The sequence below is a fragment of the Mycobacterium sp. 1274761.0 genome, from assembly GCF_001668615.1.
In the GTDB taxonomy this organism is placed as follows: domain Bacteria; phylum Actinomycetota; class Actinomycetes; order Mycobacteriales; family Mycobacteriaceae; genus Mycobacterium.
In genome coordinates, this window is sequence record NZ_LZMC01000038.1 from 90726 (window position 1) to 115865 (window position 25140).

Here is a 25140-nt window from a genome sequence, read left to right on the forward strand (position 1 = left end):
TACGAGAGGACACGCCATGTGTTGGCAATGCGATCATCCCGGCGCCACCACCGCCGACTGGCTCGACGAATTACACAGAACCATCCGCAAGAGGAAGTGGGTGATGCAGTACGTCGAGGACGACAACAAGCCGTTCGCGTACACGGTCGGCTTGCACAAGCGGGGGTTCGCCGAATACCTCGTGACCGGCGTCACCCCGGAGCGGGCGCTGCGACTGCTCAACGCGGTGGCCAACTACACCATCCACGAGGTTCAGCCGGCACCCGGCGACACCATGGATCTCGGCGACGAAGAGCACCTGGAGTTCGTCGAGGTCGCCCAACCGGATGCGCACCTGTATGCCGCGATCGGCCTCTACGGCCCCGAAGTACGGGCGCTGCAGCTGGTTTGGCGCGACAGCGACGGACACTCGCCGTGGTGCCCGGAGTTCGACGGCGGCCGCGGCTCACAACCGGTGCTCGGAAGGCGTGGCCCTCAGAACGCGTAGCGGTGGTACTGCGCCATGAAGCGCAGCGGCTTGGCCGCCGTCATGACCGCGGCCATCACGCGGTAGGGAACGGACACCTCGGCGAAGGTCGGTGAATCGAAGGGCGATATCCACTGCAGCAGCCGCACGCCCGGCACCGCCGAGACGACGTCGGCGGGGGCGTCGATGCCCCAGCGCAGCGTCGCACCCGATCGCCTCACCACGGCGTTGGCCCACTGCATCTTGATTCCCAGTCGGCTGAACGCATCGAACTGCAACTCCCCGGACGGCGCGTGGTCGACGACGCGCCGCAGCAGCGCCAGTCCGTCGGCTTCGGTGAGGTACATGGTCAGCCCCTCGCCGATCAGCAGGGTCGGCCGATCGGCGGGGACATCGGCCAGCCACGTCGGATCGGTGACCGATGCAGCGACGACGTGGCAGCGCTCGTGCGGCGGGAACAACTGACGACGCAGGTCGGCGACGTCGGGATAGTCGACGTCGTACCACTCGACACCGGGGCCGGGCGCCAGCCGGTAGTAGCGGCTGTCCAGACCACACCCGAGATGCAGCACGATCGCCTCCGGGTGGACGGCCATGAACTGGCGCGCCCAGTGGTCGAAGTGGGCCGTGCGCGTGGTCACCGACGGCGAAGTCCGCGCCGTGATGGTGGTTCTGGTCCAGTCGTAGTCGACGCGGTCGACGATGTCGCGGGCCCACCGGTCCCCCAGGATCGGCTTGTCGAAGTCGGCGTCGAGCGCCTTGGCGTACAACGTCGCCAGCATCGTCTGCGGCGCTCCGGACAGGTCGACATTCAGTTTTCGCGTCACGGCGTCGCTCAGCCCGCCTGCTTGCTCTTGCGCTTGGCGTCGCGCAGGCCGACCCAGAACCGCGCCGCCTCGCGAATCGACTCCTCCACCGGCATTGGCTGCCAACCCAATTCGCGCCGCGCCTTCGAACAGTCGACCGGCGCCTCCGCGCGCATCAGACGCAGCGATGCCAGCGACAGCTGCTCGTCGGTGCCCCGCAGCCGCGCTTTGGCCGTGCCCAGTGCAGCCAGTGCGTAGGACGCGGCCAACGGAATCGACTTGGCGGGCGGCGCCACACCTACCGCCTCCGCTGCGATACGCGCCACCTCGGCGTTGGTGATCATCTTCTCCGAGATCAGGTATCGCTCACCGACACGGCCCTTTTCGGCGGCCAGGATCAGCGCGCGAGCGGCGTCGTCGACACCGACGGCCTCCAATTCGATGCCCGACATCACGAAGGGCAGCTTGCCGAACGCGGCGCCCGCGATGATCGCACCGTGCGGCGTGCGGCCCCAGTCACCGGCCCCGTACGTCGTCGACACGCACATCGCGGTCGCGGGCAGTCCCTGTTCGCGGGCGTAGCGCAGCACCATCTCCTCGGCCTGCACACGCGACCGCACATACGGGGTGAGCCCGCGATCGACGATCACGTCGTCCTCGGTGGCAACTCGCCCCCGTTTGCGGCCCACCGTCACATAGCTGCTGGTGAAGATGAAGCGTTGCAGCCCAGCATCTTTCGCGATCTGGAGCACGTTGCGGGTGCCGTCGACGTTGGTGTGGAACAGCGGCGCCGGGTCGTTGAGCCACCCGCGGGTGTCCACCACGCAGTAGTAGACGACGTCGCAGCCGGTCATCGCCTCGCGCAACACCTCGTTGTTCCAGATGTCTCCGATGAACCGCGTTGTCTTCAAGTCGTCGATGCCGATGGTGTTGGCTCCCTCACGCACCATGACCCGGACATCGCGGCCGTCGTTGACCAGTTGACGGGTGACGTGGCTGCCGAGGTATCCGTTGGCGCCGATGACGAGATCGGTCATGTCAACTCCTCACGCCCGCGCCGTACTTCTTCATCCACTTGGCGGCCTCGTCCGGCAACGTGCCCAACTTCTCCGCCTTGCGGCACCATTTCGCGGTCGCGGCCACGAACCGCAGCGGGTTGTACACGTCTTCTTGGCGACGCCACTGCCCGTCACCGGCGTAGGTGATGATCGAGATGTTGGTGGCGCTGATGATCGTGCCGTCACCGGGATCGCGCATCGGGTTGTCCAACTCGCAGATAATCCGGCCGGTCGGCTGGTCGATCACCGACCACAGCGACGGGAAGGAGGTCATGTAGCTGCCGGGAAACGTTTCCATTGTCTGCCAGATCCACTTGCGAACCGCTTCGCGTCCGCGCATCGTGCCTGCCGCGTGCTCGACGTAGAGAACGTCGGGTGCGTACTGCTCCACCCACGGATCCCAATCGCGAGTCTGCGCGGCCCGCTCGACGGTCCGCTCGAAGGCCGCGAATGCCTCCGCCAGCTCGTCACGGCTGAACATCTTGCCCGTCACGGGACAAACTAGAACACGTTCTACCTGGGTTTGTCGAGTGCCTGCGCAGAAGCGTTGAGCACTCGCCGATCGCCGAGCGGCGCGCTCAACGGCACCTCGAGCGTGCCGAACACCGCCAGCATGATGCACATCCGGCCGACCGCGTCTGGCAGCGTCCCGGCCTGAAGCGCGACGGTGACGTCGTCGGCGGTCTCATGAACGTCTGCGTGCACACCGGAACACGTGGGCGCCCCGCTGGTGAAGTTGACGGCCACCGCGTTGGCGTCACGAGCGCGGCTCCAGGAGTCGACCGCCAGCGGTCGCACGTCCACGAGCGACGGGTCCTCTGTGACCCGGCCGCCACCGGGCACCTCGGGCACCGCGGTCGGTTCGGCCCACGCCACCGCACCGCTCGCGGCCAGGATCACCGCTGCGGTGACCATCACCATCGCCGTGCGCATAGGTCTACGGTAAGCGGTGCTGACCAGGATTAACGGCGCGACCTATACCGTTATAGAAGCGCTATGACCACACGGGAGGCGAGAGCCATGAGTGAGTACAAAAAGGCGATCTTGGCCGGCGGCTGCTTCTGGGGCATGCAGGATCTGATCCGCAAACAGCCCGGCGTGGTGTCCACCCGCGTCGGCTACACCGGCGGCCAGAACGCGAATGCCACATATCGCAACCACCCAGGCCATGCCGAGGCCATCGAGATCATCTACGACCCCACCCAGACCGATTACCGGACCCTGTTGGAATTCTTCTTCCAGATCCACGATCCGACCACAAAGAACCGCCAGGGCAACGACATTGGCACCAGCTACCGCTCGGCGATCTTCTATGTCGACGACGAGCAGAAGCAGATCGCGCTCGACACCATCGCCGACGTAGACGCCTCGGGCTTGTGGCCGGGCAAGGTGGTGACCGAAGTCACTGCGGCGAGCGACTTTTGGGAAGCCGAGCCCGAACACCAGGACTACCTCGAGCGGTATCCGTCGGGGTACACGTGCCACTTCCCGCGGCCGGGCTGGAAGCTGCCGAAGCGGGCACCGCAGCAGGCCTAGCTTCGGCGGATATGTAGGGAAGCACCCGACTTCGTCTTTGACGACAGCGTCGAGGACGAAGTCGGCCCTCACATCACGACCCTACGTCCGGCGCCTGACCACCACCTTGCCGCCGTCCTTCGGCGTGTACGCCACACCCCGGTGGTGCACCTTCTCGGCGGGCGCATCGTCGGTCTCGATCTCGAAGTGCTCCAACACCGTTCGCAGCACGACATTCATCTCGGTGTTGGCGAACGCGGCGCCGATGCAGCGCCTGGTGCCGCCGCCGAACGGCAGCCACGCGAACGTCGGAGGCTTCTTGCCGAGGAAGCGGTTCGGATCGAATCGCGTCGGGTCCGGGTAGATGTCCGGGTTCTCGTGCAGATCGGCGATGCTGACCAGGATGTTATAGCCGTGCGGCACCCGCCACTCGCCCAGATCGATGTGCGGCGCGGCGACGTTGCGGCCGGCGAAGTCGATCACGGTGCGCGCCCGCTGCAACTCCAGGATCATGGCCTGGCGGTATTCGTCGCCGCCCTGATCGACCTCCTCGACCAGTTTGGCAAGAACGTCGGGATGACGGCGCAACCGCTCGAACGCCCACCCCAGCGCAGACGCGGTGGTTTCATGGCCCGCGCCGAGCAGGGTCAGCAACTCGTCTGAGACGTCCTGTCTCGACATCGAGGTGCCGTCGTCGTAACGGCTGCGCAGCAGCAGCGCCAGGATGTCGTCGCGCTCGTCGAGATGCGGGTCGGCCTCGGCCTTGTCGATCAACGTGAAGACCACGCGGTCGAAGTTGCGGCGGAACTCCTTGAGCCGTCCCCACGGGCTGAAGCGGCCGGTGGGGAACGACGGCTCCGGCAGCACGGCCATGCGGGAGCCGAGCTTGACCCACGGCGGAATGATCTCCCGCAGATAGTCCAGCTCGCCGCCGTCGGCACCGAAAACCGTCCGCAGGATCACGTTCAGCGTGATCCTGTTCATCGGCTCGAGTGTCCGAAACTCCGTGCCCTGCCGCCAATTCGAGATCTCCCGCAGCGTCTCTTCCTCGATGACCTTCTCGTAGTTCTTGATGCTCTGGCCGTGAAACGGTGGCGCCAGCAGCTTGCGGCGGTTGCGGTGCTCGGTCTTGTCGAGGGCGAACACCGAACCCGGGCCGAAGACCCGGCTCAGGTTCGGCTTCACGTTGACCAGGTCGTCGGTGCTGGCTGTGAACACCTGCCGCACCAGCGACGGGTCGGCCATGTAAACGGTGTTACGGAAGAACGGGATGTCGACCGCGAACACCGGCCCGTAGCGTTTGCCCGCCCATCTGATGAACGGTCTGCGAAATGCCACAAAGCCAACGCCCTGAACGATTTTCGGCAGTGGCGCCGCAGTCGGTGACTTCATCGCTACCGAGGCCGTCTGCGAATCGACGGTAACTGCCTCAGTCATGCCGTATGGCTCCCATCGCTGTCGTGGTACCGCTGAGTACCGGCGCGTTTTCCCAAACGGTACTCTGCGGTACCGTGTTGTGACAAGGTGTTCTCGTGAAACGGTGGAGGATGGGTGGCCGTGACCGTCGCTAGGGATTGGCAAACCCTCGATGGCGGGGCCGACGACGCGGACGGGCGGTTCCGTCGGCGGCTGCTTGACGGCCTCGCTGCGTCGATCGGGGAACGCGGATACCGCGATACCACCGTCGCAGACATCGTCCGCCACGCCCGCACCTCCAAGCGCACCTTCTACGGCGAGTTCTCCAGCAAGGAAGAGTGCTTCATCGAGCTGTTGCGAAGCAACAACGAGGAGATGATCGACCGGATTCGGGGTGCGGTGGATCCCGAGGCGGATTGGCAGGCGCAGATTCGGCAGGCCGTCGGGGCCTACGTCGACCACATCGCTTCGCGGCCGGCCATCACGCTGACGTGGATCAGGGAAGCGCCGGCTCTTGGAGCGAAGGCACAGCCTCTGCACCGGCAGGCGATGAGTGCGTTCACCGACATGTTGGTCGAGCTCAGCGACAGCCCCGGATTCCGGCGGGCGGACATCCCGCCCATCACCCGGCCGCTGGCGTTGATCATTGTCGGTGGTTTGCGGGAACTGACAGCGCTTTACGTCGAGGACGGCCAAGACGTCCACGCGATCACCGACGCGGCGGTGATTGCGGCGACTGCGATTCTCGGCATACGGAAATCACCGCAGCATCAGCCGCGCTGACTTCTCCAGTCGGTCCGCGATGTCTGCGTAGGACCCGTATCCCATCCCGGCCCGCACGAGCGCACCGGCGTACAACAGCTCCAACGACTCCAGCACGTCGGGATCACGCTCAGGCCCGAACGCAGTCAGCAGCCGGTCGTGGATCGCTCGTCCGATCCGCAGACGCAGCACCTCCACGTCCGGGTCCTTGCCGAGCAGCGCGGTGGTGACCGCGCAGGCGAACTCGGGTTCATCGGCGACCAGGAGCGCGATGTGGCGCAACACCTCAATCACCCGGCCCGCTGGATCGTCGGATTCCCGCGCGGCCGGCGGGGCGATGGCCAGTTTGCGCCAGAAGACCTCGGCGACGAGGTGCTCTTTCGACGAGAAATAGGTGTAGGCGGTGGCCGCGCCCACCCCGGCTTCGGCGGCGACGCGTCGCACGGTCAGGCCCGCGAAACCATCTCTGGCCAGGATGTCGACCGCGGCCCTGCCGAGCCGGTCGACGGTGTCGGCCTGCTTGGCGCTCAAACGGCGTCTGGTCGACTCCAGAGCCGCATCGGACACGTGTCCGGACGCTACTACAACCGCCATTGACCAGCAACGGTAAGTTGGACGCGATGAGCGACACCGACACCGACACCGCACTGCCCCCATCGGCCGCGCGGTTATTCGCGCTGGCCGAGCAGGTCACTGGCTTCATGCCCGCCGACGAGGGGCGCACGCTCTACGACACCGCGTTCCGGTATCTGGGCGACGGCGTCGGCGTCGAAATCGGTACCTACTGCGGCAAATCGACGCTGATGCTCGGCGCGGCGGTGCTGCAGACCGGCGGCGTGCTCTACACGGTCGATCACCATCACGGCTCCGAAGAGCACCAGCCGGGTTGGGAGTACCACGACACTACGCTGGTCGATCCGCACAGCGGACGGTTCGACACGCTGCCGTCGCTGCGCCGCGCCTTGGATTCGGCAGATCTCGATGACCATGTCGTGACCGTCGTCGGGAAGTCCGCCGTCGTCGCCCGCGGCTGGCGAACTCCCTTGCGGTTCTTGTTCATTGACGGCGGCCACACCGAGGAGGCGGCGCAACGCGATTTCGACGGCTGGGCCCGGTGGGTCGACGTCGGCGGCGCGCTGGTCATTCACGACGTGTTCCCCGATCCCGCCGATGGCGGCCAGGCGCCGTTCCACATCTACCAGCGCGCGTTGGGCATCGGCGCGTTCCGCGAGGTGCTGGCGACGGGTTCGATGCGGGTGCTCGAGCGCGTCTCGGGTACGCCCGGCGAGCCGCTGTAATCAGCGACCGCTGGTCGCGCACTCGCAGTCGAACTCGCCTTCAAGGCCGCGCGGCAGGTCCGCGCCGCGGAAGATGCCGTTGGCCGGTGTGGTGCGCGACAGCGCGTCGGCGGCGAGGATCATCGCCCCGCCGGTCCAGGTGGTGCGTTCCTCCGGCCAACGCTTACCGTCTGCGAACACCAGGCCTGTCCAGTACGACCCGTCCTTTTCGCGCAGGTGATGCATGGCTGCGAATTGCTCACGGGCACGGGCGGTTTGGCCGATGGCATCCAGAGCCATCACCAGTTCGCAGGTTTCGGCTCCGGTCACCCACGGCCGATCGTCGACGCAGCGGATGCCGAGCCCGGCCACCACGAAGTCGTCCCACCGCTCGTCGATGCGGGTGTGGGCCGCCGCGCCGCGCAGCGCGCCGCAGAGCACTGGGTAGTACCACTCCATCGACCACCGGTCCTTGCAGACGAACAGGTCGGAATGGTGGGCGATGGCGTGGCCGAGCTGACCGACGGCGACTTCCCATTCGGGCTGTGGGTCGTCGAAGTAGTCGGCGAGCGCCAGCCCGCAGCGCAAGCTGTGGTAGATGCTGGCGCACCCCGTCAGCAGCGCATCCGCCTCTGGTCCTGAATCGCTTCGGGCCCAGACGATTTCGCCGCTGGGCCGCTGCAGGTCCAGCACGAATTCGACGGCCTTGACGACCGTCGGCCACATGTCTTCGGCGAACTGCCGGTCGCCGGTGCTCAGCACGTGGTGCCAGACACCGGTGGCGATGTAAGCGCAGAAGTTGCTGTCGCTGTTGGCGTCTTCTACCACGCCGTTGCGCAGCTGGATGGGCCAGGAGCCGTCGGTCCGCTGGGTGGTCCTACACCAATCGAACGCCGCCCGTGCGGGTTCCAGCAGACCCGCGGCGGTCAGCGCCATGGCGTTCTCGACGTGGTCCCACGGGTCGGTGTGCCCGCCGTCGGACCACGGGATGGCGCCCGAGGGCTCCTGGGTGCTCGCGATCGACTGCGCCGTCTGTCTGCATTCCGCGGGCGTCAGCACGCCCGGCACCCCTGGAATCCCCGACCCGTTAACTCGAAGCACCAGGCTCCCCCGGCATGCGGAAGTACAGCGCCACGCTCTTACCGATCAAGGGGTTCAAAACCGACTCCGCGGTCCGCGTCAGCCACGGCTGGCTGACCATGTCCCATACCAGCAGCTTGTGATATGCCGCCACCGCCGGATGATCCGACTTCTCGGTTCCCACAGCGCATTTCAACCACCAGAACGGCGAGTGCAGTGCGTGCGCGTGGTGAGTGTGGATCAGTTGCAGGCCATGTGCGAGCACCTTGTCACGCAGTTCGTCGGCGCGGTAGATCCTGATGTGGCCGCCCTCGTTGGCGTGGTATTCGTCCGACAACGCCCAGCAGATCCGTTCCGGTAGCCACCGCGGAACCGTGATCGCCAGCGCGCCGCCCGGCTTGAGCACCCGCACGAGTTCGGCGATGGCGCGGTCGTCCTCGGGCACATGCTCGAGGATCTCCGAGGCGATCACGCAGTCGAATGTGCTGTCGCCGTAAGGCAGATCAAGCGCATCGCCTTTCACCGCCTCGGCCGTTGCCGACGCGGGCGCCTCGCCCTGGTCCTTCATCGCCTGCAGAATCTCGTCGACATCGTTGAGATCGGAGGCGTTCTGATCGAAGGCCACCACGTCGGCGCCTCGGCGGAACGCCTCGAACGAATGCCGGCCCGCGCCGCAGCCGACGTCGATCACCTTCGTGCCCGCACCGATTCCCAGCCGGTCGTAGTCAACGGTCAGCACTGCCCGACCCTCGCCCGCGCCATCCCGTACACCGCAACCGTCTGTGCGGCGACGGATTCCCAACTGAAGACGTCGAGCGCGCGCCTGCGGCCATTCGCGCCGAGCCGGCGCAGCTCCAACGGCGAGTCGAGCAGCTCGCCGAGCACCGCGGTGAGCTCGTCGACGTTGGCGGGCGTCACCAGCCGTGCGCACTCGCCGTCGGCGCCGACGACCTCGGGCAGCGCGCCCGCCCGGCTCGCGACGATGGGCGTTCCGCTGGCCATCGCCTCAACGGCGGGCAACGAGAACCCCTCGTAAAGCGAAGGGATGCAGGCGACTTCGGCCGACGCCAGCAGATCAGCGAGCTCCGAGTCGGACAGTCCGCTTGAGCTGTGCACGATATCGGAGATGCCGAGTTCGGCGATCAGCTTCTCCGTGGGCCCGTTAGGCTCAAGCTTTGCGACGAGCTGCAGTTCGAGGTCGCGCTCGACCCGCAACCGCGCGACCGCGTGCAGCAGGTGGCTGACGCCCTTGAGCGGAACGTCGGCGCTCGCGATCGCGATGATGCGGTTGCGAACCCGATGTTTTGAGGGCTTGAACAGGTCGGTGTCGACCCCGAGCGGGACGACGTGCAGTTGGTCGGAGGACACGGCGAAGTCCTCGGCGATGTCGGCCGCCGAGGTCGACGACACGGTCAGCAGCTCGGGGATCCGGCGTGCGACGTCTTTCTGCATCTCGGCAAAGCCGTACCAGCGACGCACCAGTGGCTTGCGCCACCAACGCGCCGCTGCCACGTCGAGCACGCGGTCGCGGGTGATCGGGTGATGGACGGTCGCCACCACCGGCAGACCCATGTCGGCGATCTTGAGCAGGCCGGTGCCGAGGCACTGGTTGTCGTGCACGATGTCGAAATCGGCCAGCCGGTCGGCCAGCAGCCGCGCGGCGCGCAGGCTGAACGTCTTGGGCTCGGGAAAGCCGGCCGTCCACGTCGTCAGCAGCTCGCGCAGGTCGATCGTCGTCTTGATCTCGTTCGGCCACGGGATGCGGAACGGATCGGGCTCGCGGTAAAGATCGAGGCTGGGCACCTTGGTCAGGCGCACCCGCGGATCGAGTACTTCCGGATAGGGCTGGCCCGAGAACACCTCGACGTCGTGTCCGAGCTCGACCAGCCCGCGGCTCAGATGGCGAACATAAACGCCTTGTCCACCGCAGTGCGTCTTGCTCCGGTAGGACAGCAGGGCAATGCGCATACTCAGTTATCTCCGGACTTTAGTGCCTGCTGACCCCTGTGACCTGCGGCTCGAGGCGACAACAGATCACTGGACATGTGTCCAGACTATAGTTTGACGGGCTATCGGACGCAACGCGGGCACCCTGTCTGACTATCACAGTCACGCGTAACCGTCGCGCTCAGCCCGGCGCCTCACCGCGGCGGGAAGCCACCCGTGGCGACCGGGCCCCAGCGGCGGGGGGTGATCCGGATCAGGCACTTGCCCTGATCGACCATGGCCTGCCGGTACTCGTCCCAGTCGGGGTGCTCGCCGGAAATCGCCCGGAAATAGTCGACCAGCGGCTCCACGGCGTCGGGCAGGTCGATCACCTCGGCTTCGCCGTCGACCTGCACGTAGGGTCCGTTGAAGTCGTCGGACAGCACGGTGACGCTGGCCCGCGGGGTGCGTCGGATGTTGGCGGACTTGGCGCGCTGGGGATAGGTGGCGATGACGATCCTGCCGTCGCCGTCGACCCCGCCTGTCACCGGCGAGCTCTGCAGCGAGCCGTCGGCCCGGAACGTGGTGAGCACCATTCGATGTCGCGGTCGGACGAACTCGAGGAGTTCGGGCAGGCCGACGGCATCGGCGGTGGCATATTTTCTGGCCACCCGGACAGCGTATCGACGCCCGCTGATTTGCCGTCGTCGACAACCGCAAATCCCCGGTTGCGGCGATGTTCGCTCGGTACCTTTGGCAATTACCAATTCCTCGGCGAGGTAACGGAGGACGATCGGCACCATGGCGGAAAGTTCTCCCCCGCATGCGAGTGGGGTAGCTGCCGAGTTGGCGGCCGCCGGGTTCACCCAAGCCGTCGAGGTCGGCCGGGGCGGCAGCGGTGTCGTCTTTCGGTGCTACCAGCAGTCGCTCGGGCGAAGTGTGGCGATCAAGGTGCTGGCCTCTGACCTCGACGAGGGCGATCGCGAGCGGTTCCTGCGTGAGGGCTATGCGATGGGAGCGCTCTCGGGCCACCCGAACATCGCCAACATCCTGCAGGTCGGAATGACCGAAAGCCACCGGCCTTTCATCGTAATGCCCTACCACTCAATGGGATCCCTGGCCGAGCGGGTCCGGAGGGAAGGCCGTATCCCGTGGCCGGACGTGCTCCGGATCGGTGTGAAGTTGTGCGCTGCATTGGAAACCGCGCACCGGACCGGCACGCTGCACCGTGACATCAAGCCCGCCAACGTCCTCGTCAGTGAGTACGGCGAACCACAACTCAGCGACTTCGGCACCGCGCGCATCGCGGGCGGCTACAAGACGGTCACCGGTTACTTCACCGGCACGCTGTCCTACACGGCTCCGGAAGTGCTTTCCGGCAATCCGCCGACGGCCGCTGCCGATGTCTATTCGCTCGGCGCCACGCTGTACGCGCTGATCGCAGGCAGGCCACCGCACGAGCGCAAGGCCGACGAGGATCTCATCGCGCACTACCTGCGCATCACCTCGTCGCCGGTGCCGGATCTACGTCCCGGTGGAATCCCGGCCGACGTGTGCGCCGCGATCGAGAAGGCGATGTCGATCGAACCGCATGAAAGGTTCGCCTCGGCGGCCGAATTCGGCCGGGAACTGCAGCTGGCGCAACGCAACAACGGGCTGACGCCGGACCCGATGCCGCTCAGCGAGCACCATGACGAGCCGGAGCGGTCTGGCACGCAGGCCTTGCCGTTGTCGGAACACAGCGGTGAGAACGCCGTCCCCGGCGAGACATCCATTTCGGGAGCCAGCTCGGCCGGTTCGGCGCCGGCGCCCGACCCGCGGATGTTCGCCCACACGGCGTCGGTCAGCGCATCCAGCCTGCCGTGGCAGCTTCCGCCGCCCGACCCGGCGACGGCGATGATCGCCAGGAAGAAGCAGAACCGCAAGAAGATTCTGATCGGCGCGGCCGCCCTCGTCGCGGTCGTGGTGCTGGTGGTCGCCGGCATTTTCATCGTCATGCCGTCGAACGACCAGAAGGCCGCCGCCCCCACTCCGAGCCAGCCGACCATTGAAGCGCAGTCGAATTGGCGCTCGATCGCCGATGCGCGGGTGGCTCGCGACGCGGTGGCGGCTACCCAGACAGACGGAACCATCTGGGTGTTCGGCGGCATGGACGCCGACAACCGGGTCAGCGGCAGGCACGAGGGGTACGACCCGGCCATCGACAGCTGGAAGGGCGGCGAGGACCTGCCCGTGCCGGTGCAACACGCGATGGCGGTGACGTGGCAGGACACCCCGGTCGTCCTCGGCGGCTGGCGCACCGATGGCGCCAATTCGAAGGTGGCAACCGATAAGGTCTGGCGCGTCGTCAATAGCCGCTGGACCGAACTGCCGCCCCTGCTGCAGCCACGCGCTGCGGCGGCGGCCGCGGTCGTCGGCGACCGCATCGTCGTCACCGGTGGGGTCAATGCGGCCGGCGATCTGCTGAACTCCACCGAGATCTTCGACGGCACCTCATGGAAACCCGGTGCGCCCCTGCCGACTCCACGACAGATGCTGGCGGCGGCCTCCGACGGCAAGGTCGTCTACGCACTAGGCGGGTCGAACGGCACCACCGACCTTGCCACGGTTGAGTCGTACAACCCCGCCACCGACACCTGGACCGGCCTCGCCGAACTTCCCGGGCGCCGCAGCGACTTCGGCGTAGCAACCGCCGATCGCAGGCTGGTGGTGGTCGGCGGCATGTCGCAAGGGCAGGTACTCAAAAGCGTCGTTGCGCTCGACCTGGTCACCCAGACGTGGAATGGCTTGCCGGACTTGGCAACTCCGCGTCACGGCATGGCGGTGGCCGGTGTCGGCAAGAACGTCTACGCGATCGGCGGTGCCAACGGTCCCGGCGATTCCGAGATCACGGCGTCGGCGGAGTCGTTGAAGCTGGCGCCGCGGAAACCACAGCCGGCACCCGACTGGCGCACGCTCCCCGACGCACCGACGGAGCGGTTGATGATGGCCTGGGCCGTCCTCGGTGACGAGATCTGGGTCGCGGGCGGTATGCGCCACGGCGAGTACCTGTCGACGGTGCAGAGCTACAACACCAAAACCGGTGAATGGCAGGAACATCCGCCGCTTCCCGTCCCGCTGCACCATGCGACGGCGGCGGCCTATCGCAACCAGATGGTCGTGATCGGCGGTGCCAGCGACAACCTCGCCGACGCGTCGAATAAGGTCTTTGCGTTCCGTGACGGCAAGTGGGACGAGCTTCCCGAACTTCAGCACCCCCGCGCCGCAGCGGCCGCAGCGGTGGTCGGCGACAAACTGATCGTGGTCGGCGGACAGAACGACAAGCAGCTCGTCACGTCTACCGAGGTGTTCGACGGCGAGAAGTGGACCCAGGCCGCCGATCTCCCGACTCCGCGGGAACATCTGGCGGCGGTGTCTGACGGCACCTACGTCTACACGGTCGGCGGCCGGAACCTGTCAGCCGACGAGAACTCTGCCGCTTTCGAGCGGTTCAACCCGGCGTCGGGGACCTGGGACAAGTTGGCGGACATGCCGACCCCGCGCGGTAGTTACGGGGCGGCGTTCATCGACGGCCGCATCGTGGCGGTCGGCGGCGAGGAGCCGACACGGGTACTGCCCACCGTCGAGATGTACGACATCTCCACCGCGAAATGGACGACGGTGGCGCCGTTGAACACGCCCGTGCACGGCCAGGTGGTCGCCGCCGTGGGTTCGACGGTGTACTGCATTGGCGGCGCCGACCGGCCCACGCACGAAAGTGCGGTCGCGACCGTGGAGGCGCTCGACTTCACGTAGCCGTTGCCGTTAGTCGGCGCCCTCGCGCAGCTGCGCGATCGTCACCGCCCCGCGCCGCAGGGCTTCGTTGGCCAGCCGGACGCGGCGATCCCCCTCCGTCGGGATGGCGAATTTGTCGTAAAGGTTCTGCAGGTGTTGTTTCACCGCGGCCTCGGTCACGTACAGCTCCCCCGCCATCCGTCGCACGGACGCGGGCTCGGGGAAGGGATCGTCGGACACCAGCGGCCGGCACAACACCACGAGCACATCAACTTCCCGGCGGGTCAACCGCGGCGGCAGCTCGGAGGGCTGCGCGGACACCGTCTCCTCCTCGCGCGGGCCGTCCTCGCGCACCTCCCAGAACAGCAGCCGGGTCTTGCCGACGCGCACCTCGTCGCCGGACCGCAGCACCCGCTCAGCCGAGATCTTCTCGCCGTTGAGATAGGTGCCGTTGCGGCTGCCCAAATCCCTTATCGACCATGCGAATCCAAGATTCTCGAATACGGCGTGCAGCCGCGAGACCGTCTGGTCGTGGTCGAGGGACACGTCATTCGACGAGGCCTTGCCGAGGGTCACCCGTGGACCGATCAGCGGCACCAGTTCCCGCCCCGACGGCTTCGAGACTTCCAGATGGGAAGACATACAGACCTCCTACAGGCAATCTTGACGCAGAGAGTGGGATTACGGTCACCGAACACGCCCGGCGGTCACGCTCGCGGGGCGCGATGGGTGGGTCGCCAGGCTGCGGGGGTGAACCGTCGGACCGTTTTCGTTTCCAGGATCGGCGTCCACGGCCAGTCGCTGCGACCCTTGCCGCGGGGCGCCTTCAGGAAGGCCAGGCCCAGGACCAGGCCAAAGATGACGTGTCCGACCAGGGTGATGGTGAATGTGGCCGGGTTCAGGTCGAACATCATCTCCTCGCCACGGGGCAGCAGCGCGACGGTGGCCATCAGCCCGGCCCAGGTCGGGAATACGGCGAAGGTAACAGCGGCCAGCACCACCTTGACGTTCGACCACCGGTCGATGCCGATCGCGAAGGCGACGACGAAGAACGCGACGCCCAGGCCGCCGGCGTCGCCGATGTAGCGCCAGATGTAGCCGACGGCAGCGCTGCCAGTCGTGTCCGGTTCGCCGGTGACGAATGAGCCCATCACAGGAATGAAGTCACCCATCAAGCCGAGGACGTGGACGGCGAACAGCCGCGCCCCGTCGTAGACGATGCAGGCCACCATGCCCGCGATCAGGCCGCGGCCGACGATCATGTCGGTGCGGTGCGGCGCGAACACGACAAGTGTGCCGTAGACGGCCGTCAGCACGATGACGACGATCGATGTGGTGGCCTGCGAAACCAGCCCCGACACGTCGACAGAAATTCCGAGGATCGGCATGGACGCCAGCGTCAGCACCAGAAGGATCCGCGCGATACCCCAGACGGTGGGACGCGCCGGCTGGGCGGCACTCACGTCGGCGTAGCGCTGCCTGACAGTCTTAGCGACGGCGCCGATGACCGGCAGGTCGACAGGGCGCAGCCGGACGGTCTTGCCGTCGAAGGCGCTGATTGCCGTCGGCAGCTTCTTCACCGGCACGCCCACTGGGCGTAGCCGCACGGTCTCATCCGTAGCGAAAATCGTGTTTACCTCGGCTCGTGTCATGTGTTCATCGTCGTGATCACGGGGGATGACCGTAATGACTGCGTCGCCAGATTCGGGACATACGGAGGAAGGTTTTGCTGTCCGCCAGGTAAGTACCGCGGCGTGGCGAATGGGGTAGTTCACCACTCGTGGCATTGCGGCGCCGCGTTCATAGCGTGACCGCATGTCCGTCACAGTGCCGGCAGGCATCCAGGAGCACACCCGGGTCGTGCGGCTGCAGGGAGGCGGTCTGCGCTTCCTCGACGTCGTCGATGGCAGGATCGTCACCCGGCCATTTGGAGCCGTCGACGCTCAGCATTGGCGCATCGTCGACATCGGCGGCGGCCTGTGTGTGGTGGAGCAGGTGAGCAGCGGCCGCCTCCTCGACACCACCGGCAACCGCGCGGTGATCCGGCCGCGGCGGGACGACGACAGTCAACGCTGGCGGCTAGAGGATCTCGGCGGGGGCTTCGTCACGCTCGAGCAGGTGAGCAGCGGCCGGTTCCTGGAGGCCGGCGTCGACGGCGACTTTCCAGTGGTGACGAGGCCGCCAGGTGACAACGAGCAGACGTGGCGGCTCGGCGACCCGTGATGTCGGTGGGAGGCGATAGCATTCGAACATGAGTTCGAGTAAAGATATCGTCGCTGCTCTAGAAGCCGTTGATGCGGCTCACCGCCGGCTGCTCGCCTTGCCGTTGCACACGTTGACGCGGGCCCAGCGCATCGAGCTGCTGCAGAGGATCGACGGGCTGGGCCAGAACCTGGCCGACTTCGACCGCCGCCTCATGGGCCGGCTCATCAGCGAGGCTGCACCGGCCCAGTGCGGCGGCGCCTCGTGGGCCGAGGTCCTTTCGCGGCGGCTGCGGATTTCCCGCGCCGAAGCCGAGCGGCGGGTCGCCGCGGCGATCTACTCCCCTGACGTGGACCGGCCGTCGGCGTAGCGCGATGAGTGCGGTTGCTGTCGCCAAGCGCATCACCGCGATCGACGCGGAGATCGATGCTCTGCTGGCCGAGCCGGTCGACGGGACCACCGCCGAACTGACCGCGGCGGCCTATCAGCTGGAATGCGTCGAGCGCCGCTTCCCCGCCGTGCGTCACCGCTTGGTGGCCGCCCTGGCGCAGGTGCCGAGAGAGGAATTCGGCGAGACCTCGCTGGGATCAGCGCTGTCGACATTGCTGCGCATCTCCAAGACCGAGGGCAACCGCCGAGTTCGCGAAGCCAAAGATCTCGGCCCGCGTGCGGCCATGACCGGAGAACCTTTGCAACCGCTGCTGACCAACACCGCTGACGCTCAACAGGGCGGCCTCATCGGCGCTGAGCACGTCGCGATTATCCGGCGGTTTTTCGACAAGCTGCCCGGCTTCGTCGACCACGAGACCCGCGAAGCCGCGGAGGCCCAACTCGCCGAACTGGCCTGCGGGCTGCCGCCGGAAGAACTGCGCGCCGCCGCTGAGCAACTGGCCACCCTGCTCGACCAGGACGGTGAACTCACCGACGCTGATCGTGCCCGCCGCGCCTTCCTGCACATCGGCAGACAACAGCCCGACGGCATGAGCGAAATCCGCGGCCAAGCCGACCCCGAACTGCGGGCTCTCATCGAGGCCGTCAACGCCAAATGGGCAGCGCCCGGCATGTGCAACCCCGACGACGACACCCCCCGCCTCGACGGCGAACCCTCGATCGAGGCCGCCCGTGCCGATCTGCGCTCCACCGGGAAACGCAACCACGATGCACTTAAAGCGGTCCTGCGCGCCATGTTGGCCTCTGGACAACTCGGCAGCCACAAGGGGCTGCCCGTCACCATGGTCATATCCACTAGCCTCGGCGAACTGGAATCCGGCGCGGGCCATGCCGTCACGGGCGGCGGAGCCCTGCTACCGATGGCCGACGTGATCCGCCAGGCCGCCGCCGCACACCATTACCTCGTAGTGTTCGACGATCACACCGAGGAGCCCCTCTACCTCGGCCGCGCCAAACGCCTCGCCACCAAAGCCCAGCGCCTCTTCCTCTACGCCCGCGACCGCGGCTGCACCCGACCCGGATGCACCGCACCGGCCTACCACTGCGAGGCCCACCACACAGACGGTTGGGCCGCCGGCGCTCCCACCAACATCACCACGATGACCCTGGCCTGCGCGCGGGACAACAAACTCATCGAAGACACCGGCTGGACTACTCGCACCCGCGCCGACGGGCGCACCGAATGGCTGCCCCCACCCAATCTCGACACCGGCCAGACCAGGGTGAACAACTACCACCATCCCCGCCGCTATCTCATCCCCGACCCATACGACACCCGAAAACGGGAGGGCGACAACGACGACGAAGACGACTGTTGATCAGCCGCGCTCCGGCTTGCGCTTCAACACCCAGGCCGGAATCCAATGGGTCACCGATCGCCGCCTGGGGCCGTAGGCGATGGCGTAGGTGACGAGGCCCCACCAATGACCCTGCTCGCAGATGCCCCAGCAAGTGAGTCGGCCTTCGACGACCGCGTGCATCTGCAGACCGGCGGGGTTGTAGCCGCCGCGGCTGTGCGGTTCGCGCGGAAACAGTGCGGCCAGATCGACGAGGACCGCCATCGGCGGTTCGACGGGCCGAAAGGCTTGTTGCACGGGTTGACCGTTGTAGCCGATGGACTGGAGCTCGCCCATTGTTCGATCATACGTTCGAATGGTTGCGCTGACTTCATCGAAGAAGCGCCTCGCCGCGCCGGCGAAGCTCAACCTTCCTGACCTTGCCGGTCACCGTCAACGGGAACTCGTCGACGATTTGGACGTATCGCGGAATCTTGTGATGCGCTATGCGGCCGGCACAAAATGCGCGCAGGCTCTCCGCCGTCGGCGGTTCGGCGCCGTCTCTGATCCGCAGCCAGACCATCAACTCCTCGCCGTACTTCTCATCGGGCACCCCGACCACTTGAGCGTCGACGATGTCGGGATGGCGGTACAGGAACTCCTCGATCTCCCGCGGGTAGATGTTCTCTCCGCCGCGGATCACCATGTCCTTGATCCTGCCCGTGATCGCGAGGTAGCCGTCGTCGTCCATCACCGCGATATCGCCGGTGTGCATCCAGCCATCTGCGTCGATCGCCTCGGCCGTCTTGTCGGCTTCCCCCCAATAGCCGAGCATCACGCTGTAGCCGCGCGTGCACAGCTCGCCGGCTGTCCCGCGCTCGACCTGCGCTCCGCTGTCGTCGACGACCTGCACCTCCAGATGCGGGCCGACCCGCCCGACCGTCGTCACCCGCCGCTGCAGGCTGTCGGTCGGCCGCGTCTGCGTCGATACCGGCGACGTCTCGGTCATGCCGTAGCAGATCGCCACGTCGCGCATGTGCATCCGGTCGATCACGTTGCGCATCACCTGCTCCGGACACGGTGACCCCGCCATGATCCCCGCGCGAAGCGTGCTCAGGTCGAAGCTGTCGAAGTTCGGCAGCCCGAGCTCGGCAATGAACATCGTCGGCACGCCGTACAACGATGTAGCACCTTGCTGCGCAACAGCTTTCAGCGTCGCTTCCGGCTCGAAGCCCGGCGCCGGAATCACCATAGCCGCACCGTGGCTGGTGCAGGCCAGATTCCCCATCACCATCCCGAAGCAGTGGTAGAACGGCACAGGTATGCAAACCCTGTCCTCCTCGGTGTAGTCAAGCAGCTCGCCCACCAGATAGCCGTTGTTGAGGATGTTGGTATGGGTGAGCGTGGCGCCCTTGGGAAATCCGGTAGTGCCCGACGTGTACTGAATGTTGATCGGATCCCCCGGCCGCAAGCCGGATCCCACCCGAGTCAGCGCGTCCTCGTCGGTCGCGGTGTCGGCGACCTCCTGCCACGCCTCACCGCCGATCACCACCACCTCGGACAGCGCCGGGCAGCGCCCGCGCACAATCGACAGCATCGCCGCGTAGTCGGAGCCCTTGAACGACGGCGCCGCGAACACCGCGCTGACCGACGACTGGTTCAGCGCGAACTCCAGTTCATCGGTGCGGTACGCGGGGTTGATGTTCACCAGGATGGCGCCCGCTTGCGCGGTGGCGTACTGGATCATCGTCCACTCGGCGCAGTTCGGCGCCCAGATGCCGATCCGCTCACCCGGTTTGGTGCCACCCGCAATCAGCCCCGAGGCGATCCGCCGGGTCGCCTCATAGAACGAGCCGTAAGTCCACCGCCTGCCGGTCGCACACTCGACCAGTGCCTCCCGGTCGCCGAAGGCGGCGGCCGTGCGAGCGAGGTTCCCGCCGATCGTCTCGTCGAGCAGCGGCGGGCTGGTCTCTCCGGCGTCATACGACAACATGCGCCCAGCTCCTCCATCGCTCGCGGTCACCGACCGTGAATTTTCGGTTCCCGCGGGGTACTCGTCACCGTAAATCTTCGACCGGAAGGCGGGTGGGCGAAATGTCAACAGAGGTGGCAGAGGCGGCAGAATCATGAGCTTCGACCTGACCCCGACTGAAGCGCAACACGATCTCGCGCAACGCACCCATGAGTTCGCCGAGCAATGCATCCGCCCCGTCGCCGCCGACTACGACGCCCGCCAGGAATTCCCGTGGCCGGTCCTCGAGGAAGCCGCCGCCCGGGGTTTCTACAGCCCGCTGTTCTACCGCGATCTGATCGGTGACCCCACGGGCCTGTCGCTGCCCATGTTCATGGAGGAGTTGTTCTGGGGCTGCGCGGGCATCGGGCTGGCCATCGTGATGCCCGCGCTCGCGCTGTCGGCGATCGGCCAGGCCGCCTCACCCGAGCAGATGCTGGAGTGGGCGCCGGAGTGCTTCGGCAGCCCCGGCGATCTGAAGCTCGCGGCGCTGGCGATCTCCGAGCCCGAGGGCGGCAGCGACGTCCGCAACCTGCGCACGCGCGCCACCCGTGACGGGGACGACTGGATCATCGACGGCCACAAGATGTGGATCGGCAACGGCGGCATCGCCAACGTGCACGTGGTGAACGCCGTCGTCGACGAGGAACTCGGCCACCGCGGCCAGGCCCTGTTCATCGTGCCCGGCGGCACGCCCGGGCTGGAGATGGTGCGCAAGCTCGACAAGCTCGGCTGCCGGGCCTCCCACACCGCGGAGCTGAAGTTCAACTCGGTTCGCGTGCCGGCCGCCAACCTCCTCGGCGGTCAGGACAAGCTCGACCACAAGCTGGCCAAGGCCCGCGAAGCCGTCGAGGGCGGCAGGCATTCGGGTTCGGCGACGCTGGGCACATTCGAGCAGACGCGGCCGATGGTCGCCGCCCAGGCGCTCGGCATCGCAAGGGCGGCAATGGAATACGCCACCGAATATGCCAACCGCCGTGAGGCGTTCGGCGCCCCGATCATCGACAACCAGGGCATCGCGTTCCCGCTGGCCGAGCTCGCCACCGCTCTGGACGGCGCGCGGCTGCTGACGTGGCGCGCCTCGTGGATGGCCGCCAACGGCATCCCGATGGAACGCGGCGAAGGGTCGATGTCCAAGCTGGCCGCCAGCGAGGTCGCGGTCCGCACCACCGAACGCGCCATCCAGACCATGGGCGGCTGGGGCTACATCAAGGACCATCCGGTGGAGAAGTGGTACCGGGATGCCAAGCTGTACACCATCTTTGAAGGCACCAGCGAGATCCAGCGGGTCGTCATCTCCAACGCGCTGGGCGCCGCCGACGGCAAGCCGCCGCTGCATTTCGACCTCGAGCCCTCCGGCGGGCCCCTCAACCGCTGGTTCGGTCGCGGCACCCCGGCGCGCACCCAAGCGGCCAACACCGCCTTGGACATGCGCGACCGCATTCCGCAGCCGGTCATGCAGCTGGCGATGAAGGTGCTCAAGCCGCCCAAGAAGTAGCGTGGGGTCATGGCCGTCAGGATGCGGGGCCTCCTCGCCGGCACCATCGATTCCCTGCGGTATGAGCCCACCGCCAAACGGATTCGGGTGTGCCTGGCCGGCGAACTGGTGGCCGACACGACCGATGCCCGGCTGGTATGGGAGCCGCGCCGCATCGTCCCGGGCTACGCCGTCCCGGCGGCCGCACTGACCGCGCACCTGCTGCCCGCGGGAGCTGAGTCCGGCGACCGGTACACCGGGTTCACGCTGCCCGACGTGAGTGACCGGCCGCTGCTGGACCCCAGCGTGCCCTTTCCCGTACACAGTTGCGCCGGAACGGTTTACGACGTCATCGCCGGCGACGAGACGGCCGGGAGTGCGGCCTTTGCGCCCGACGACCCCGACCTCGACGGTTACGTCGTCCTCGAATTCGATGCGTTCGAGTGGCGCGAGGAGGACGAGCCGATCGTCAGCCATCCCCACGATCCGTTTGCCCGCATCGACGTCTTGCGCAGCAGCCGCCATGTGCGGATCGAATACGACGGCACGGTGTTGGCCGAGTCGTCACGGCCCATGTTGCTGTTCGAGACGTTGCTGCCGGTCCGCTTCTACCTGCCGCGCGACGACGTCGTCGTGGCTCTGGAGTCCAGCGATACCGTGTCGTACTGCGCCTACAAGGGTCGCGCGTCGTATCTGTCGGTGCCCGGCGGTCCGCGTGACGTGGCGTGGACCTACCGCGAGCCGTTGCACGATGCCCTGCAGGTGCGCGATCGGGTGTGCTTCTTCGACGAACGCGTCGACGTATTCGTCGACGGTGCCCTGCGTGAGCGGCCGGTCACCCCCTGGAGCGAATGATCGTTACGCACCCGCAGGTTTCGTCGCGCATTCAGCGGGCACCCGACACGCGACCTGAGGAGGGGAAGTGCGGGCAGTCACGTGGCAGGGCCGACGGAGCGTCACGATCGAGAACGTGCCGGATCCAATCATCAAGGAACCGACCGATGCGATCGTCAGGGTCACCAGCACCAACATCTGCGGCAGCGACCTGCACCTGTATGAGGTGCTCGGCGCGTTTATGACAGCCGGCGACATCCTCGGCCATGAGGCGATGGGGATCGTCGAGGAAGTCGGCAGAGACGCCGGCGACCTGAAGGCCGGCGACCGAGTGGTGATCCCGTTCAACATCTCCTGCGGGCACTGCTACATGTGCGGGCACGGTCTTCAAAGCCAGTGTGAGACAACGCAGAACCGCGACCAGGGCACCGGCGCTGCGTTGTTCGGCTACTCGAAGCTCTACGGCCAGGTGCCGGGGGGACAGGCCGAATACCTTCGGGTGCCCCAAGCCCATTACACCCACATCAAGGTTCCGCTGGACGGGCCCGACGAACGCTACGTGTATCTGTCCGACGTGCTGCCCACCGCTTGGCAGGCCGTCGAATACGCGAACGTGCCCGACGGTGGAACGCTCGTCGTCCTCGGCATGGGACCGATTGGCTCGATGGCGTGCCGGATCGCGCAGCACCGGCACGACTGCCGGGTGATCGGCGTCGACCTCGTCCCGGACCGGCTGCAGCGGGCCAGAGACATGTGCGCCGACGTCATCGACATGAACCTCGACGACCCCGTCGAGGTGGTGCGCGAGTGCACCCAGGGCCGCGGCGCCGACTCGGTGATCGACGCGGTCGGGATGGAGGCGCATGGCTCCCCGATCGCCTCGGTCGCGCACACCGCCAGCGCTTTTCTGCCCGCGCCGGTGGGACGGGTGCTGTTGAAGAACGCCGGAGTGGACCGGCTGGCGGCCTTCAACACCGCCATCGCCATGGTGCGCCGCGGCGGCACCATCTCGCTGTCGGGCGTCTACGGCGGGGCCGCCGACCCGATCAACATGATGACGCTGTTCGACAAGCAGCTGAACCTGCGCATGGGCCAGGCCAACGTCAAGCGGTGGGTACCAGACATCCTGCCGCTGCTGACCGATGACGATCCGCTGCGTACGGAGGGTTTCGCCACGCACCGGCTGGCACTGAACGCCGCCCCGGAGGCATACGAGAAGTTCCAGAAGAAGCAGGACGGCATGGTCAAGGTGGTGTTGACGCCGTAGGTGATCGACAGGTTGAGCCGCCAGCACCCGGGTAATCCCAAGATCATGGACCAATCCGAAGCGCCGCTGCTCGATGCCCTCGTCGACTACCGCAAGGCCAACCGCTACGGGTTCACGCCGCCCGGACACCGGCAGGGACGCGGCACCGATGACCGGGTGCTCTCTGTCCTGGGCCGCGAGCCGTTTCACGACGACCTCCTCGCCAGCGGCGGGCTCGACGATCGTCACTCCAGCGGCCAGTTTCTCAAGAACGCCGAAGATCTAATGGCCGAGGCGGTCGGCGCCGACGTGGCGTGGTTCTCCACCTGCGGCAGCTCGCTGTCGGTGAAGGCGGCCATGATGGCCGTCGCAGGCGGCGCCGACGGCGGGCTGCTGGTCACCCGCGACAGCCACAAGTCGATCGTCGCGGGCCTGATCTTCTCGGGCGTGCAACCGCACTGGGTCACGCCACGGTGGGACGCCGACCGCCACGTTTCGCATCCACCGTCCCCCGACGACGTGGCCGAGGCGTGGGAGCGCAACCCCGACGCGGCGGGCGCGCTGATCGTCAGCCCGAGCCCGTACGGCACGTGCGCCGACATCGAGGCCATCGCCGAGGTGTGCCACGCCCGGGGCAAGCCGCTGATCGTCGACGAGGCGTGGGGTGCGCACCTGCCGTTCCACGATGACCTGCCGACCTGGGCGATGGACGCCGGCGCCGACGTGTGCGTGGTGAGCGTGCACAAGATGGGCGCCGGCTTCGAGCAGGGCTCGGTGTTCCACCTGCAGGGCGACCTGGTCGACGTGAACCGGCTCTCGGCATGCGCCGATCTGTTGATGACCACCAGCCCGAACGTGATGGTGTATTCGGCGATGGACGGCTGGCGCCGGCAGATGGTTCAGCACGGCCACGAATTGCTCGGGGCCGCTTTGGATCTCGCCAACAAGCTGCGCGACGACATCGAGCTGATCCCCGACCTCGAGGTGCTCGACGACGAACTGCTCGGGGTGGAGGCCAGCCACGACCTCGACCGCCTTCAGGTGCTGATGGACGTCTCGGCCACCGGCACGTCGGGATACCAGGCGGCCGACTGGCTGCGTGAACACATGCAGGTCGACGTCGGCATGGCCGATCACCGGCGGATCCTGGCCACAATGTCGTTCGCCGACGACGCATCGACCGCCGGGCGGCTGCTGGACGCGCTGTGGGCGTGGCGCAAGGCGGCCCGCGACTTCGACTCGCCGCCGCGCATCGACCTGCCGACCCCCGACGAAATCGAACTGGAAAGCGTGCAGTTGCCGCGCGACGCGTTCTTCGGCCCCGTCGAGATGGTGCCTGCGGAGAAGGCGCCCGGACGCGTCGCCGCCGAACAGATCACGCCCTATCCGCCGGGCATTCCCGCGGTAGTTCCCGGTGAGCGGCTCAGCGAGGCGGTCATCGACTATCTACGGACCGGCGTGGCGGCCGGAATGAACCTTCCCGACCCGGCAGATCCGTCGCTGAAGCGGATTCGGGTGGTCGCGTGAAGTTGCCGGTACCCCTGGTTTCATGTGGGCCGTTTC

The 25140-nt window shown here is 66.9% G+C and carries 26 protein-coding genes; 12 read left to right on the top strand and 14 right to left on the bottom strand.

Annotated features, from left to right (window positions below):
- Nucleotides 1–16: 16 nt before the first annotated feature.
- Entirely contained in the window at nt 17–487 is a 471-nt protein-coding gene (locus A5651_RS06380; protein ID WP_066976916.1) for a DUF4262 domain-containing protein, read from the top strand.
- Here the strand turns inward: A5651_RS06380 and A5651_RS06385 are convergent.
- The 4 genes from A5651_RS06385 to A5651_RS06400 are packed head-to-tail and all read right to left on the bottom strand — an operon-like array spanning nt 475 to nt 3263.
- Nucleotides 475–1293 carry a class I SAM-dependent methyltransferase gene (locus A5651_RS06385; RefSeq protein WP_066976919.1) on the bottom strand — a complete coding sequence of 273 codons (819 nt, stop codon included), beginning with the start codon at nt 1291–1293 and terminating at the stop codon, nt 475–477. The genes A5651_RS06380 and A5651_RS06385 overlap by 13 nt on opposite strands.
- 8 nt (nt 1294–1301) lie before the next feature.
- Nucleotides 1302–2309: an NAD-dependent epimerase/dehydratase family protein gene (locus A5651_RS06390; RefSeq protein WP_066976923.1), complete on the bottom strand. Its 1008-nt coding sequence runs from the start codon at nt 2307–2309 to the stop codon at nt 1302–1304.
- Nucleotide 2310: 1 nt separating this feature from the next.
- Nucleotides 2311–2823 (bottom strand): nuclear transport factor 2 family protein, encoded by a 513-nt coding sequence (locus A5651_RS06395; RefSeq protein WP_066976926.1) that lies wholly within the window; start codon nt 2821–2823, stop codon nt 2311–2313.
- 20 nt (nt 2824–2843) lie between these two features.
- Nucleotides 2844–3263 carry a hypothetical protein gene (locus A5651_RS06400; RefSeq protein WP_066976929.1) on the bottom strand — a complete coding sequence of 140 codons (420 nt, stop codon included), beginning with the start codon at nt 3261–3263 and terminating at the stop codon, nt 2844–2846.
- Nucleotides 3264–3350: 87 nt separating this feature from the next.
- Between A5651_RS06400 and msrA the strand changes: the two genes are divergently transcribed.
- Nucleotides 3351–3866, top strand: a complete 516-nt coding sequence (msrA, locus tag A5651_RS06405; RefSeq protein WP_066976932.1) for a peptide-methionine (S)-S-oxide reductase MsrA — start codon at nt 3351–3353, stop codon at nt 3864–3866.
- 81 nt (nt 3867–3947) lie between these two features.
- Here msrA and A5651_RS06410 read toward each other — a convergent pair whose 3' ends face one another.
- Nucleotides 3948–5282 carry a cytochrome P450 gene (locus A5651_RS06410; protein ID WP_066976935.1) on the bottom strand — a complete coding sequence of 445 codons (1335 nt, stop codon included), beginning with the start codon at nt 5280–5282 and terminating at the stop codon, nt 3948–3950.
- 120 nt (nt 5283–5402) lie between these two features.
- On the opposite strand from A5651_RS06410, the gene A5651_RS06415 reads away from it, so the two are divergent.
- Nucleotides 5403–6044, top strand: a complete 642-nt coding sequence (locus A5651_RS06415; protein WP_066977301.1) for a TetR/AcrR family transcriptional regulator — start codon at nt 5403–5405, stop codon at nt 6042–6044.
- Here the strand turns inward: A5651_RS06415 and A5651_RS06420 are convergent.
- Complete coding sequence (locus A5651_RS06420; RefSeq protein ID WP_066976938.1) at nt 6021–6590, bottom strand: TetR/AcrR family transcriptional regulator; 570 nt, start codon at nt 6588–6590, stop codon at nt 6021–6023. The genes A5651_RS06415 and A5651_RS06420 overlap by 24 nt on opposite strands.
- Nucleotides 6591–6643: 53 nt before the next feature.
- Between A5651_RS06420 and A5651_RS06425 the strand changes: the two genes are divergently transcribed.
- A complete protein-coding gene (locus A5651_RS06425) occupies nt 6644–7321 on the top strand; it encodes a class I SAM-dependent methyltransferase (protein WP_066976940.1) in 678 nt (225 codons plus the stop codon).
- Here A5651_RS06425 and A5651_RS06430 read toward each other — a convergent pair whose 3' ends face one another.
- The 4 genes from A5651_RS06430 to A5651_RS06445 form a co-directional block, all read right to left on the bottom strand.
- Nucleotides 7322–8368, bottom strand: a complete 1047-nt coding sequence (locus A5651_RS06430) for a prenyltransferase (protein ID WP_066976943.1) — start codon at nt 8366–8368, stop codon at nt 7322–7324.
- A gap of 19 nt (nt 8369–8387) precedes the next feature.
- Nucleotides 8388–9119, bottom strand: a complete 732-nt coding sequence (locus A5651_RS06435; protein ID WP_066976948.1) for a class I SAM-dependent methyltransferase — start codon at nt 9117–9119, stop codon at nt 8388–8390.
- Nucleotides 9113–10348 (bottom strand): glycosyltransferase family 4 protein, encoded by a 1236-nt coding sequence (locus A5651_RS06440; protein ID WP_066976950.1) that lies wholly within the window; start codon nt 10346–10348, stop codon nt 9113–9115. Before A5651_RS06440 ends, A5651_RS06435 begins: the two co-directional genes overlap by 7 nt.
- A 173-nt stretch (nt 10349–10521) precedes the next feature.
- Nucleotides 10522–10977 carry a PPOX class F420-dependent oxidoreductase gene (locus A5651_RS06445; protein ID WP_066976953.1) on the bottom strand — a complete coding sequence of 152 codons (456 nt, stop codon included), beginning with the start codon at nt 10975–10977 and terminating at the stop codon, nt 10522–10524.
- A gap of 130 nt (nt 10978–11107) precedes the next feature.
- On the opposite strand from A5651_RS06445, the gene A5651_RS06450 reads away from it, so the two are divergent.
- A complete protein-coding gene (locus tag A5651_RS06450; RefSeq protein ID WP_066976956.1) occupies nt 11108–14101 on the top strand; it encodes a serine/threonine-protein kinase in 2994 nt (997 codons plus the stop codon).
- 9 nt (nt 14102–14110) lie between these two features.
- Here A5651_RS06450 and A5651_RS06455 read toward each other — a convergent pair whose 3' ends face one another.
- Nucleotides 14111–14722 carry an FHA domain-containing protein gene (locus A5651_RS06455; RefSeq protein WP_066976959.1) on the bottom strand — a complete coding sequence of 204 codons (612 nt, stop codon included), beginning with the start codon at nt 14720–14722 and terminating at the stop codon, nt 14111–14113.
- A 65-nt stretch (nt 14723–14787) separates the two neighbouring features.
- Nucleotides 14788–15732, bottom strand: coding sequence for a hypothetical protein (locus A5651_RS06460; RefSeq protein ID WP_066976962.1), 945 nt, complete (start codon nt 15730–15732; stop codon nt 14788–14790).
- A gap of 163 nt (nt 15733–15895) precedes the next feature.
- On the opposite strand from A5651_RS06460, the gene A5651_RS06465 reads away from it, so the two are divergent.
- From A5651_RS06465 to A5651_RS06475, 3 genes are read left to right on the top strand one after another with little or no spacing between them, the layout of a single operon-like run.
- Nucleotides 15896–16303, top strand: coding sequence for an RICIN domain-containing protein (locus A5651_RS06465; protein WP_066976964.1), 408 nt, complete (start codon nt 15896–15898; stop codon nt 16301–16303).
- A gap of 28 nt (nt 16304–16331) precedes the next feature.
- Complete coding sequence (locus A5651_RS06470) at nt 16332–16652, top strand: hypothetical protein (protein WP_066976967.1); 321 nt, start codon at nt 16332–16334, stop codon at nt 16650–16652.
- Nucleotides 16653–16656: 4 nt separating this feature from the next.
- Nucleotides 16657–18051: an HNH endonuclease signature motif containing protein gene (locus tag A5651_RS06475; protein ID WP_066976969.1), complete on the top strand. Its 1395-nt coding sequence runs from the start codon at nt 16657–16659 to the stop codon at nt 18049–18051.
- Here A5651_RS06475 and A5651_RS06480 read toward each other — a convergent pair whose 3' ends face one another.
- Nucleotides 18052–18366 carry a hypothetical protein gene (locus tag A5651_RS06480; protein ID WP_066976972.1) on the bottom strand — a complete coding sequence of 105 codons (315 nt, stop codon included), beginning with the start codon at nt 18364–18366 and terminating at the stop codon, nt 18052–18054.
- Nucleotides 18367–18400: 34 nt separating this feature from the next.
- The gene (locus A5651_RS06485; RefSeq protein ID WP_066976975.1) at nt 18401–20002 is read right to left on the bottom strand and encodes an AMP-binding protein; all 1602 of its coding nucleotides are present in this window, start codon (nt 20000–20002) and stop codon (nt 18401–18403) included.
- 133 nt (nt 20003–20135) lie between these two features.
- Here A5651_RS06485 and A5651_RS06490 point away from each other — a divergent pair, with 133 nt between their 5' ends.
- The 4 genes from A5651_RS06490 to A5651_RS06505 all read left to right on the top strand — a co-directional run bounded on the left by A5651_RS06490 (nt 20136) and on the right by A5651_RS06505 (nt 25104).
- Complete coding sequence (locus A5651_RS06490; RefSeq protein ID WP_066976979.1) at nt 20136–21518, top strand: acyl-CoA dehydrogenase family protein; 1383 nt, start codon at nt 20136–20138, stop codon at nt 21516–21518.
- A gap of 9 nt (nt 21519–21527) precedes the next feature.
- Nucleotides 21528–22352 carry a DUF427 domain-containing protein gene (locus A5651_RS06495; protein ID WP_066976983.1) on the top strand — a complete coding sequence of 275 codons (825 nt, stop codon included), beginning with the start codon at nt 21528–21530 and terminating at the stop codon, nt 22350–22352.
- A 67-nt stretch (nt 22353–22419) separates the two neighbouring features.
- Entirely contained in the window at nt 22420–23598 is a 1179-nt protein-coding gene (locus tag A5651_RS06500; protein ID WP_066976986.1) for a zinc-dependent alcohol dehydrogenase, read from the top strand.
- 45 nt (nt 23599–23643) lie between these two features.
- Nucleotides 23644–25104, top strand: coding sequence for an aminotransferase class I/II-fold pyridoxal phosphate-dependent enzyme (locus A5651_RS06505; RefSeq protein WP_066977303.1), 1461 nt, complete (start codon nt 23644–23646; stop codon nt 25102–25104).
- The last annotated feature ends 36 nt before the right edge of the window (nt 25105–25140 follow it).